Annotated in this window: 12 protein-coding genes; all 12 read left to right on the forward strand. The window is 50.1% G+C overall.

The features are described 5' to 3' along the window. Positions 1 to 354: 354 nt before the first annotated feature. The 12 genes from F1593_RS00570 to F1593_RS00635 all read left to right on the forward strand — a co-directional run bounded on the left by F1593_RS00570 (position 355) and on the right by F1593_RS00635 (position 12,655). Positions 355 to 642: a helix-turn-helix domain-containing protein gene (locus F1593_RS00570; RefSeq protein WP_503826814.1), complete on the forward strand. Its 288-nt coding sequence runs from the start codon at positions 355 to 357 to the stop codon at positions 640 to 642. A gap of 673 nt (positions 643 to 1,315) precedes the next feature. Beyond that, a complete protein-coding gene (locus F1593_RS00575; RefSeq protein WP_149399239.1) occupies positions 1,316 to 2,200 on the forward strand; it encodes a PP2C family protein-serine/threonine phosphatase in 885 nt (294 codons plus the stop codon). 32 nt (positions 2,201 to 2,232) lie between these two features. Then, entirely contained in the window at positions 2,233 to 4,347 is a 2,115-nt protein-coding gene (locus F1593_RS00580; protein WP_149399241.1) for a serine/threonine-protein kinase, read from the forward strand. 13 nt (positions 4,348 to 4,360) lie between these two features. Beyond that, positions 4,361 to 6,262: a PP2C family protein-serine/threonine phosphatase gene (locus F1593_RS00585; RefSeq protein WP_172631755.1), complete on the forward strand. Its 1,902-nt coding sequence runs from the start codon at positions 4,361 to 4,363 to the stop codon at positions 6,260 to 6,262. A 137-nt stretch (positions 6,263 to 6,399) separates the two neighbouring features. Further along, positions 6,400 to 7,638 carry a vWA domain-containing protein gene (locus tag F1593_RS00590; protein WP_149399245.1) on the forward strand — a complete coding sequence of 413 codons (1,239 nt, stop codon included), beginning with the start codon at positions 6,400 to 6,402 and terminating at the stop codon, positions 7,636 to 7,638. Positions 7,639 to 7,758: 120 nt separating this feature from the next. Continuing rightward, entirely contained in the window at positions 7,759 to 8,436 is a 678-nt protein-coding gene (locus tag F1593_RS00595) for a double zinc ribbon and FHA domain-containing protein (protein ID WP_149399247.1), read from the forward strand. Between the two features lie 248 nt (positions 8,437 to 8,684). After that, positions 8,685 to 8,819 carry a 50S ribosomal protein L34 gene (gene rpmH, locus F1593_RS00600; protein WP_149399249.1) on the forward strand — a complete coding sequence of 45 codons (135 nt, stop codon included), beginning with the start codon at positions 8,685 to 8,687 and terminating at the stop codon, positions 8,817 to 8,819. Positions 8,820 to 8,837: 18 nt separating this feature from the next. Further along, complete coding sequence (gene rnpA / locus F1593_RS00605) at positions 8,838 to 9,209, forward strand: ribonuclease P protein component (RefSeq protein WP_149399251.1); 372 nt, start codon at positions 8,838 to 8,840, stop codon at positions 9,207 to 9,209. Between the two features lie 21 nt (positions 9,210 to 9,230). Further along, entirely contained in the window at positions 9,231 to 9,458 is a 228-nt protein-coding gene (yidD, locus tag F1593_RS00610; protein WP_149399253.1) for a membrane protein insertion efficiency factor YidD, read from the forward strand. Positions 9,459 to 9,481: 23 nt separating this feature from the next. Beyond that, positions 9,482 to 10,552, forward strand: coding sequence for a YidC/Oxa1 family membrane protein insertase (locus F1593_RS00615; protein ID WP_172631756.1), 1,071 nt, complete (start codon positions 9,482 to 9,484; stop codon positions 10,550 to 10,552). Between the two features lie 90 nt (positions 10,553 to 10,642). Further along, positions 10,643 to 11,593 (forward strand): RNA-binding cell elongation regulator Jag/EloR, encoded by a 951-nt coding sequence (gene jag, locus F1593_RS28120; protein ID WP_172631757.1) that lies wholly within the window; start codon positions 10,643 to 10,645, stop codon positions 11,591 to 11,593. Positions 11,594 to 11,788: 195 nt separating this feature from the next. Continuing rightward, positions 11,789 to 12,655 (forward strand): PfkB family carbohydrate kinase, encoded by an 867-nt coding sequence (locus F1593_RS00635; protein WP_172631758.1) that lies wholly within the window; start codon positions 11,789 to 11,791, stop codon positions 12,653 to 12,655. The last annotated feature ends 340 nt before the right edge of the window (positions 12,656 to 12,995 follow it).

Below are 12,995 nucleotides of genomic sequence, written 5' to 3' on the forward strand. Positions count from 1 at the left end.
GAGACCTTGATACACCCTCGGGTCAAACAGGTGTTCTCATAGAGTATGCCACCCTACTTGATCGGATAACGTGGCAAAGACTCTCTGCTACCATGACAGACGTACATGTGTGATCCTACCTTTTTCTCCACCTGACGGTGGAACACACACTATCACGTCCTCACTATACTAATGCTGTAGCATCATTGTCAGCCAACTGAGCATAGTAAGCAGCACTATTTGTACCTTTAAGCGTGTAAGAAAGGAATGAACAGCACGATCATATTTTCTCGTCAGAGAAGATCTTTCGTCACAAAATACCTGCCTTCCTGTCATGCGATCTGGGAGATGTCTGGTTGAATGCCATATATCTGCATGGCCAGGAAATGGCAATGGGTTATCAGCCAGCCGATAGTAACACTACATGTAGTTAAAAACATTACTTTAAATGGAGAGTATACAACAATGGAACAAACTGATGAGCTGCTGACCGTACGTGAAGTCGCGCGACGTTTACGTGTAGATGATACCACGGTCCGACGCTGGATCAAACACGGGACACTGGAGGCTGTTTCCCTCCCCCATGTAGGCAAACGTCAGGCATACCGCGTTCGTCGCAGTACGATTGATACCCTCTTGAATCAGCCCGCACTGCCGGTATAAATAACCCCTTAAAGGGATTAAGAATGTGTCATGCAGGCGCTCATGCGCCTGCATCCTTTTTCTAAGAGAGTGTCAGCCCCCCATACCAGCGGGATCTTGCTGCTCCCTGGCTGGCAGGCGCGTGCGCGCCTGCGCCCTTTTTAGTATGTGGTGTCGGAAAAGTTCTTCGAACTTTTCCGACACCACATACTAAAAATCAGTTTGAGCACCGCAGGTGCGAAAACTCATGCACAGAGATCCTGCTGCTGACCTACTGGCAGGCGCGTGCGCGCCTGCACCCTTTTTGTGCTGTGTTGTAGAAAAGGTGCTTTGCACCTTTTCTACAACACAGCACAAAAACAGGCCACTTCCCTCGGGTTTCCCATCTACAACCGCAGGGGTTTTCCCTTCGTATAAGTGATATATGTGATAACAATAAAGTACATATTTATGTAAAAATTTCGATACTTCTAAATGATAGCATTCGACCAGAGTTCTCTCATACTCATACAGGAGGGACAGAGGGATAGCCATCCCATCTTCTCTCTTCTCTTTCCACCGCTGCAGGCGGCAAAACAGAGATCTGGAAAGCTCAGAACATTCGGCATGCTGCAATTGTCACGAATACTCCTATATGCTATAGTGGACATGTAACGGACCAGAGGAGTCTCCTGCTTGGGTGAGGTAATTTACTATGCATTTAAAACTGACTGCTGCTGATAAAACAGATGTTGGAAAACAACGTGATCAAAATGAAGATTCAGCCTATAAACGCGTGGAATCCTCAGAAAATGGTGATCGTGGTCTATTCATTGTGGCTGACGGCATGGGGGGCTATAAGGCAGGAGAGGTGGCAAGCAGGCTGGCCGTCGAGACAATGAGTAGGGAATTGGATTTTTTCTTCAAACCTGTACATGATCAACCTACTATCAAACTGGAAAAATCAGCGCTTGACCCTGACCAGACAGTAAAATTAAAATTTACCCCTGCAAACACATCCGCGAAACAGAAAACTCAGAAGTTGCCTGAAACACAGGCCGTTTCCTTGATTGGAGATCAACTTGAGTCAGCCATACAACAGGCCAATAAAGCTATCGTGGGATATGGTGAGAAAAAATCATCGGCCCGTGGCCTGGGTAGTACCGTCACTGCAGCATTAATTCAAAATGATCAGGCTTATATTGCCAACGTTGGCGACAGTCGTACGTATCTGTTACGAGGAGACAAATTAGCCCCGGTGACTCGTGATCACTCACTGGTCGCAAGGCTGGTCGAATCGAAACAAATCGACCCAGATGATGTCTATACCCATCCGCAGAGAAACCTGATTTATCGCTCTCTGGGTGCTGGACATAAACATGTCGAGGTAGATATTTTCCATGAAGTGCTGCAACCGGGTGACAAATTATTGTTATGTTCCGACGGCTTATGGGAAATGATACGGCATCAGGATCTACGCAGCGCGCTTGGTGAGCAAAAGAGTCCGCAAGCTATTTGCGACGCCCTGATTGATCTGGCAAATGCCAACGGTGGAGAAGATAACATCTCAGCGATTGTTGTGCATATAAGTGCCCTGTAAACATCCTGAGTGCATTTGGAGAAAATGTTTGTATGGCCCTCCCAATAGGTACGGTCCTTGACGGAAAATTTAAGATTGTGCAGATTCTTGGCGAAGGTGGTATGGGCACCGTCTACAAAGTAGAACAGATCGGAACCCCACCAGGTACTCCTCCCTATTATTATGCTGTCAAAGAACTGCTGATCAGTCCAAATACCAGTGAAGAAGATCGCAAATCTGCGATTGAACGCTTTAATAAAGAGATTGCCCTGCTGCGGGGTCTGAAACATCCACGTATCGCGGCCTTGATGTTGCCTTTTCAGGAACGTGGCAACTATTACTTCGCGATGGAATTTGTTCCGGGGCGTAGCCTGGAGAAAATTCTTGAAACCACCCGAGGTCCCTTACCCGAGGAGCAGGTAATACGCTGGATGATTCAGGTATGTGAAGCCCTGACCTATATTCATACGCGCAATCCTCCCATCATTCTGCGCGATTTAAAACCCGGGAATATTATGATTACGCCAGATGATGAGGTGCAATTGATCGACTTCGGCATTGCACGCCGTTTCGATGCCAATAAACGAACCAATACAGAGAATCTAGGGACCATTTCCTACGCCTCACCTGAGCATCTGGGTTCGATTACCATGCCTGGTCAACGGCGCACAGCTCAGAATCCTGGCAAACTGGTGCAAACGGACGCACGTTCTGATATGTATTCACTGGGTGCGACCATGTATCACTTGCTCACGAACTATGAGCCAGACCCGATCCAGACTCCACCGCAGGGAAGCATACTGGCAAAAAATCCCCGTCTTCGTACGATCCAATTGGGAAACAAAACAGTTTGTCCGGTGGAGCAGGTGATTATTAAGGCAATGCAACAGGATCCCGCGCAGCGCTTTCAAAGTGCTGAAGCGATGCGCGTGGCCCTGTACCAATGTCTGCCCAATCAGGCTGCTCCAACCACCATCCAGATTCCTGCCCTGACGCCCAACGCGACCATTATGGTACCGGCAATGGGCACAACATCTCAAACATTGAATGGTGGTGGCGCGATTTGTCCCAAATGCGGCTTTCAGAATCGACCAGGAGCCAAATTTTGTAAACGCGATGGACAACCCCTGGTCCAGGGAGCTTCAATCGCGCCACCGCAACAGCGCGCTCAACCACCTCGCGCACCCATTCGCGCACGACCTGTACAGTCCGCCATTCAAGCACGGCCTATACAATCCCAACCAATTAAGGCACGGCCCGTACAATCCAATGGCAGCATTCAGGCACGACCAGTCGTACCAGCCTCTAACGCAGGTATTCAAGCACGGCCAGTTCAACCAATTCTGGCGCGTCCGGTCACGGCGACGGCGGTGGCAGATCCGCAAACGGCCTTTCGTGCTGGGACGCAGGCGTTGCAAAAGCGCGACTTTCCTGAGGCGATTCGTCAGTTCCAACTGGCGCGCACGCGGGGAGCTGTGAATTTTGAGGCGCTTGATAATCTCGGTCGTGCCTATCGTCAATATGGACAGGCGGTGCGCGAAAGCGATCAAAAGCTCTATGCCGAAAATATGAAGCAGGCTGCCAAGCATTTTGAAGAGGCGCTACATATAAAGCCGGATGCATTGGATGCCCAGTTTCAATCAGGGATGTGCTATCGCGATCTCAAGCTGTACCATCAGGCATCCTCGGCCTTTAAAAGAGCACTGGCCCTGGCGCCTAATGATCCCGCGGTCTACTATCAATTAGGATTAGTAGCCAGCGAGCAAGGCTTAAACACTGAGGCAATCTCTTACTTCAAGCGTGGTCTGGAAATTAGTCCAGATCATGCGTTGATCTTAGTCGCGCTGGGACGCCTCTATACTGAAATGAAGAACCATCTTCCTGCCGCCATTGCTTCTCTGCAACGTGCCACTCAGATTGATCCTGCTTTATGGGAAGGCTGGTATGAGTTGGGCCGCGCCCATATGAAGGCCAGAGAATGGAACTTTGCCTTGAGTGCTTTGCGGCGTGCGCTCCAGATACAGACTCAGTCATCATCTCTCTATAGCGCTATGGCTAGCTGTTTTCTCAATGTAAAAAAGAAGTCGGATGCCCGGCAGATGGTCAAAGAGGCGCTTCAGCGCGATCCTCAGAATGCCGAAGCTATTCGCATACAAAAACAACTTTAAAAGGAGGGCAGGAATGCTCTGTCCGTTGTGTCATACACAAAACCGCGATAATGCTAGATTCTGTAAAGGCTGTGGTCAGCTATTAATAGCTGATGACGCGCATGAGGTGAGTACCGGGCAACCAGCAACCGTGGAACAGCCTGACTCTATCGAGCATGCTGAGATACAGAGAACGCCTTCCTCCCAGCATGCGAATACCACGCCTGAAGCAGGTTCGGATACAGATACCAATCCACAGCCGACATCAACCGAGGCACCTGAATATATTGAGACGACAGTACCTGCAGCAGAGGAACTGCCACAGGCACCATCTACTGACGCAACGCCTGCATCTGAACCTGCCACGACTGAGGCCGAAAATAGTCAGCCAGACGTATCAACAGAAGAGGATATCAGTCAGGCACCAACCCAGATTTTAACACAGCAGCAGATGCTGGAATTTCATGCCCGACGCTGGAAACAGGAGGCCGAGCATGAGCAGCAATTGCAACAGATTGGCGCGAAATATGACGATATCGCTGATGCCCCGACGCTCTTGATAACACCGCAGACGCAGGCAGAGGAGGTCAGCAGCGAAACGACACCAGAACAGACACACACAGAGGGTGCAGAGGGTGCTCCTCCACAAAATAATGTTTCTGAAGCGCCTGCACAGGAAGAGGAGAACGTGGAACCAATTATTAATGACCATGAACCAGAAGCTGAAGCGAAGACAACTGGCACAGAACCAGCAGAGACAGGCACGGAGGCGAATGCCACGCCAACAATAACGCCAGCAGCCGAAGTAGGTACCATCGTTGGTGGTCGCTATGAGATTGCGCAGGTACTGAATACAGCAGACAACGAACATGTATACGTCGTCACGGATCATCAGGGATATCAGCATTGCTGGAATTGTAGCTCTGAGCAGAACGCTGAAGGCGACGAGTTTTGTATTGATTGTGGTGCAGAACTGCTCAATGCCTCCTATGTGCTACATGAGTATTCTGCTACGGCACAGCAAGGTGATGAAGCCCAGGTCTTACAGGGACAAATCGTCAATACCTTTGTGGATAACGAGAACACCTATGTTGTGGAACAACCACAGACAACACAAACAGCCTTTCCCAATGGTGTTCATCTGATCGGGGCGAGCAACTCTGATGCCGGCACAGTACGCCGTAGTGAGCCGAATGAAGATAGTACACTGACCCTGACACTCGAACGCGTGCATGAGTCGATTTCCACACCAGTTGGTCTGTATGTGGTTGCCGATGGTATGGGCGGACATGCCAATGGACAGGGCGCGAGCCGCACGACCATCGCCTTGATCGCCGAACGCGTGACCCGCGAACTCTTGCTCGCTCCCTTGCAGGCCGAAAAAGCCGGCGAGGCGGTTCCCGCCACGGATGATGAGACCTACAAAGAACTGCTGCGTGGCGCGATTGAAGGAGCCAATACTACCCTCTGCCAGATCAATCAAAAAGACAAATCTGACATGGGCTCTACGCTGACGGGATTTATGATTATCGGGGATCATGCGTATATATTCAACGTAGGCGATAGTCGTACGTATATGTTAAGAGATGAAAAACTCTATCAGTTAACGAACGATCACTCGCTGGTTGGACAATTGGTCGCTGGTGGTCTGATTGAGCCGGATGATGTGTATACCCATCCACAGCGCAATCAGATTTTCCGCAGCATTGGGGATAAGCAGAATGTACAGGTGGATTTGTTTACTCAACAGATTCATCCCGGCGATATCCTCTTGAGTTGTTCGGATGGACTGTGGGAAATGGTACGCGATCCACAGATCACCGATCTACTCAATCAAGCACCTGATCCACAGGCCGCCTGCACACAACTGATTGAGGTAGCTAATGCGAATGGTGGAGAAGACAATGTCAGCGCAGTCGTCGTTTTTGTGCGCTAACGGCTGAGTTTCCCGACTGCTCTGCGGCACGCTGGAGATGAGGTTTGCAAGCACGAAAATCACTTCCAATGCTGTAGATACAGAAAGCAGTATGATATACTGGGAAACCAGCCGAATGCGAAAGGAGCAAATGCAATATGCCCGGAGAGGTAAATCTGGTCCACCAACTAGGCAAGGATTATATGCCAGTAACTGGTGGTAGCCAATTAGCATATCTTTTATTAGAAGCCAAACCGACGGCTTTAATGGCACAGGTACGCATGCCATTGAACTTTGCCCTGGTGATTGACCATTCAGGCTCGATGAAGGGCGCGAAGCTGAGAAATATCCGTGAAGCAGTGAAGATGGTGATTGATCGTCTTGAGCCGAGCGATTACATTTCTGTGATCATCTTTGATGATACCGCACAGGTCATTATTCCCTCGATGCCAGCCAATGATAAACCAGGCATGAAGGCAGCCATAGATCGTATCCAGGATGCTGGCGGCACGACGATGTCCCTGGGTATGACGCAGGGTCTGGGTGAACTGCGGCGCTGGAATATTCCAAATGCAGTCAACCGTATGATCCTCTTGACAGATGGGGTAACATACGGTGATACTGATCGTTGTCGCCAGTTAGCGCGGGAGGCCGCCTCGGCTGGTATTGCGATCTATCCTCTGGGCATTGGCTCTGACTGGGATGAAGGACTGCTGGATGACATTGGTCAGCTCAGCGGCGGTCCGCCAGCTGAGTTCATCAAATCACCAACCGACGCGATGAGCCTCTTTGAGCAGCAGGTACAGAGCGCGGTGGCCGTCGCCGTTCGGAACACGACCGTGACATTACGCCTGCCAACAGGCGTGTCACCACGGAAGGCCGTCAAGGTTCTACCGCTCATCCGCGATGTAGAAGCCAATGCGCTATCCGACCGTCAGGTTGTGATCAATCTGGGTGATCTCGAAAAAGATACCGCACAATCGGTCCTTGTCGAGCTGATGATTGACCCACGTCCGGCAGGGCTCTTCCGTATCGCTCAGGCTGAACTGTCCTACGATGTACCAGTCGTCGGTCTGGTGGGCGAAAAAATTCGGGAAGATATTAAAGTGACCTTTAGCAATGACGCGAATTTAAACTCGCAGGTCAATGCTCTGGTCATGAACTTTGCCGAAAAATCAAATGCACAACGCCTGGTCACACGCATTCTGGATGAATATAAACGCACCGGAAAGGCGACAACAAAAATTGCGCCAAATGTGACACGCGTCCTGGATGCCGAAACGCTTTCGGCGATTGAACAGATCAATCAAGGTCAGCAAATTTCGCAAGAACAGGTAAAATCTATCGGAAATAAGACGCGTAAATTGACGCAACGTCTGGATGATTTGCTTCCATAAGGAGCAGGCCATCGGCCATTCTTACTTCCATAAACGAGGAATTTACCTGCGCAAATGCATTTACGATGATGTTAAACAAGCTGTGTATAGAACAATAAGACAGAGGAAGGATACATTCTTATGTCGGTACAATGCTCTTTAGGCCATGATAATCCTGATGGATCGGCATTCTGTGATGAATGTGGTGAGCCACTGAGTGCGGCAGCACCAGCTCCTGCAGCTCAGTCACCGGCTCCGGCGGCCCAGGCCGCGCCAGGCAACCAGGCGTCACCAGCTGGCACCCAGACGTGCTCATCCTGTGGCGCGGAGAATCCTGCCGGTGAGGCTTTTTGTTCCAACTGTGGCGTTAGCCTGTTAGGCGCGCCCGCCCCAGTGGCACAGGCTCCGGCCGCCGTTTCAGCCGCTCCCGAGTCAAATACGGCAGCACAGGCTGCTCCACAGTCGACAGGCTCCGCAGTTGCTGCTCCGAGTGCCTTGCAGGCAAGATTGATTGTTGAGGCCGACAATCAAGAATTCGACCTGAGTGGCAAAGAGAATATCACCATCGGTCGCGAAGATGCCGTCAGCAACATTTATCCCGATGTGGATCTGACTCCCCATGCCGGTGAAGAAGGTGGCGTCTCACGCTTACATGCCAGAATCTTTGTAGACAATGGTCAGTATATGCTTGAGGATGAAAATAGTACTAATTTCACATTCCTCAATCGTCAACGTCTGGCGGGCAAAACGCCAACCCCGCTGCATGACAATGACGAGGTCCGTTTAGGACGCGTGCTCTTGCGCTTCAAAACCGCGTAAAAAAGAGCAAAGCAGGACTTTCCCATGCCACAATATATGGGGAGAAGCAAGCCTGACACTATGCCAGAAGCTTGCTTCTCCATCCTGAGAAACGTAGCGGGTATCTGGTTGGAAGGGGAAGAAACTCCTCACTATTCGATCACATTTATTGAAAAGTTCTGAAGTTTTTCTTGCCGTAGAATTGACAGTACGTCTGATACTCGCTATAATCTACGGGATATCTTGAGTGGAGGCTATGAAAGGGTCTTATGAAACGCACCTGGCAACCAAAACGCATTCCGCGTAAACGTGAACATGGATTTATGAAGCGTATGTCCACCCGCAATGGACGTCGTGTGATCAAAGCACGCCGCGCCAAAGGGCGCTGGAGCTTAACTGTCTAGGCTCGCCTGGATAGCATTATGGCACTCAATCGTGCGGTACGCTTACGTAAGAATAGTGATTTCCAGCGAGTAAGGCAGCAGGGAAGCAGTACGTCATCCCGGCTGCTTATCCTCGCTTGGAAAGCAAATGATCAAGCAGCACTGCGAGTAGGATTTGTTGTGAGTAAACGCATCTCCAAACGAGCAGTGCGGCGAAATCATATCAAACGCCTGCTTGCAGAGGCGGTTCGTCCTTATATTGCGGATATCCCTTCCGGTTTTGATTTAGTATTTAGCGCAAGAAATCAGATCGTTGATATACGATTACCTGTTCTGATACAGGATATATCTACGTTGTTACGTCGGGCGCGACTCCTTGAACACGCTCCCAAAGTGGAGACCAAGAGTTGAATATACGCAAGGGTGTGTAACGTGAAATATATCGCACTGGTAATGATTCGTGTCTATCAGCACACGCTGTCGGTAATCCTGCCTTCATCGTGTCGATTTACTCCCTCATGCTCACATTACGGATATGAGGCTATTCAACGCTTTGGCTTTTTCCGTGGCGGCTTGATGACTATCAAACGTATTGGCCGCTGCCATCCCTTTTATCATGGTGACCTCTATGATCCAGTCCCCGAGCATCTGGGTAACTGATCAAGGAAGGCAGGAGTGTTCTTGTGGGTCAAATAGCTAATTTGTTCAATCTCATTTTGACTTTCCCCATTTTCAATTGTCTTATCATCCTTTATCACCTCTTTGGTGATTTTGGTCTTTCAATCCTTGTTTTGACACTGATCATCAAATTGATCCTTTTCCCTTTAACGCTGCAACAACTGAAATCTACCAAAGCGACTCAGGCGTTGCAACCACAAATGCAGGAAATCAAGAAAAAATACGCAAATGATCAACAGGCGCAGGCGGCAGCTCTGCAAACGCTTTATAAAGAATATGGTGTGAATCCACTGGCCGGGTGTTTGCCATTGTTAATTCAATTGCCAGTTCTCTATGGTCTCTACTTTGCACTTAGCACAGGTATTAAGACCGACAAATTGAGCGATCTGAACGCGCACCTTTATCCATTTGTTCCTCATTTCACGTATGTTCCTCATTTTAACCTCGACTGGTTTACCTGGCTCTCGTTCCTGAATCCAATTTTACATGTCGATTGGACCTGGGCTTTGCCTTTGAATGCCGCCGATCCTTCGCACGTCTTACCAATCGTCGCCGGTCTGGCTACCTTTATCCAATTGCGTATGTCACAGCCAAAACCGGTTTTGAAAGCAGATGGCACTCCGGCACCAGCCGATCCAACGCAACAGTCGATGAAGATGATGCAGTATATTATGCCTTTCTTCACCCTGTTTATTGCCTGGAACGTCGCTTCTGGCCTGGCTCTCTACTGGACCATTTCTTCTATCTTCCAGGCCGTGCAACAATACTTTGTGACTGGCTGGGGGGCGTTGTTGACCAAGCCCAACCTGAAGGATCTCACCGGCGGCAGTCCTGCTACTACGAGTAAGGGGAGCACAACGAGTACCGCTCGTCCAGCTGTCGTGGAGAGTACTCTGGCGAATAGCAAGAGCAGTAAAAATTCACAGCCCATATCGAATGCGCGCACAACACCAAAACCCGCAGGTACAGCTACCGGCACGAATGGAACAAGCGGTGGATCTCAATATACACGGCGTCAACGCAATAATGGTAGCGCTTCAGCACGCCGACGTAATAATACCCAGAGAGCACGTTAAGTAACCATCCAGTATGCGCATTTCGCATCTATTGTGTCGGCCACAACAGATGCGTATCCATAGATAATTTTTACAGGGAGGCACAGAAAAGTGGAAAGCATAGAGGCTAGTGGCAAAAGTGTTGATGAGGCAATTGCGCAGGCGCTCAGCCGCCTGAATAAGCGCCGTGAAGAGGTGGAGGTCGCTGTTCTACAGGAGCCCAGTCGGAAAGCCTTTGGCCTGGGTAGTAAAGATGCCCGCGTGCGTGTGACAGTGCGCGCTGGCGTGACTGACTCCCGTGGAGCAGGTGCTATTATCACTCCTGAATTGGCTGACGCTATTCTGGGCTCAGGCGATATCGAAATTCCTCTACCCGATCAGGATGAGGATCTCTACACGGATGAAGAGATCAGCGAGGAAGAAGAGGAAGAGGAATATGAGGAAGAGGAATATGAAGAGGAGGAGGAGGAGGATTTAGAGGATGAAGATAATGAACCGATGCCCTTCATTGCCTCTTCTGAGCCGTCTTTGCAGCCGCTAATAGAGGCGGCAACCGTTGCTGCCGCCAGCGGTGAAATACAGGATGTTGAACATCCTTCGCGCGAGGATGTTGAGATTACCGTTGATGTGTTGCAGAATATCTTACGCTATATGAGTATTCACGCAACCATACAGGTGCGTACAACCAATCCTTTGACCCTGAATATTCGTGGGATTAATGAAAATCTGGGCCTCCTGATTGGCCGCCGTGGTGAGACATTGGCAGCCTTACAACTGCTGGTGAATCTGATTGTGAGCCATCGCACAAAACATCGCATGCGCATTATTGTGGATGCTGAGAACTATCGCGAACGACGTGAGGAGAATCTGCGTTCGCTCGCTCAACGCGTGGCGCAACAGGTACGCAACTATCGACGCTCAATCGCGCTTGAGGCGATGCCACCACACGAGCGCCGCATCGTGCATATTGCCCTCGCTGAGAGCAAGGATATTAGTACCGAGAGTATCGGTGAAGGCGAAGAACGGCGCGTAGTTATTTCGCTCAAGCGCCCGGCTCGCTAACTGCTCGCTCTCTTTGAAACGAGAGCCGAACACGTTGATACCAGATAGAACAAACCCTTGCGTTTGTTGCCCGGATAGCGAAAGCGATCTATCAGCTTTATTGCTATCCGACAACAGCCGCAAGGGTTTGTTCTATCTGGCAATCTTGCTCAAGCAAGCTGCTCTCTAATGACAGCGAGAAAGGATAAACTTGCTGTGATTCAACAACCTGAGTTTCTGACAGTGGGACATGTGGCACGGGACGTACAGGATGATGGTTCATTTACGCTGGGTGGTACAGTGACATTTGCGGCGCAGACGGCCTATCATTTGGGATTAACCGCCGCTATCGTGACATGCGCAGATCCAGAAGTGGCGCAATTACTGCCCGAAGCACTCCCTGGAATTGCCTTGCAGATCTCTCCTACCGAGCAGAGTACCACTTTCGCGAACCATTATCAGGATGGTTTTCGCACCCAATATCTCTATGCCCGCGCCCCTGATCTTTCTCTACAGGATATCCCCTCCACCTGGTGCGAGTGCGCACGCATTGTCCTCTTTGGCCCACTGGCTCAAGAACTATCCAGTGACATGATCAAACAATTTGCGCGCCAGCCAGGGATGCTGCTGGCCGCGACCCCGCAAGGCTGGTTGCGCCAGTGGGATGCCACTGGCCGCGTGTCACCGGTACTCTGGCAGGATGCCGAACAACTATTGCCTGCTCTGGATGTCCTGATTTTAAGCCATGATGATCTGCTACCATTCGCAGACGGCAATCGCGCCGCCGCTGATAAGTTATTAGTGGATTGGAGCCTGCTGGTACCACTCCTGGTGGCAACCGATGGTCGGCATGGTGCAACCCTGTTCCAACATGGTCAGATGCGCCATTTTTCCGCCTATCCTGCTCAAGAGGTCGATCCAACCGGTGCCGGGGACGTCTTTGCCGCTGCCTTCTTAACGCATTTGGATCGTCATCACGATCCCGCGCAGGCGGTTGATTTCGCTAACTATGTAGCCGCCCTATCAATCGAGAAACCCGGCATCCTGGGTATTCCACATCGAAGCCAGCTCAAAGATTTTTAACAAAGTGTTTGATTCCCACTCCCAGCGGGATCTTGCTGCTCACCTGCTGGCAGGCGCATGCGCGCCTGCACCCTTTTTATTGTGTGGTGCAGAAAAGGTGATATGCACCTTTTCTGCACCACACAATAAAAACAGTTTTGAGCACCGCAGGTGCGAAAACTCATGCACCAGGATGGCGAAGACCATGGCGAGTCCAACTTTGGGCGACAAATTCTTTGTTGCCCAAAGTTGGACTCGCCATGGTCTTTGTGATCTTCTGCTGTTTTTCCTACAATTATACTATATATAATTACTATACGCTTATCATTCGTAATTGTACAAAACAAAAGGAAATGCTTTG

It is taken from the genome of Dictyobacter arantiisoli (assembly GCF_008326305.1).
GTDB lineage: Bacteria > Chloroflexota > Ktedonobacteria > Ktedonobacterales > Ktedonobacteraceae > Dictyobacter > Dictyobacter arantiisoli.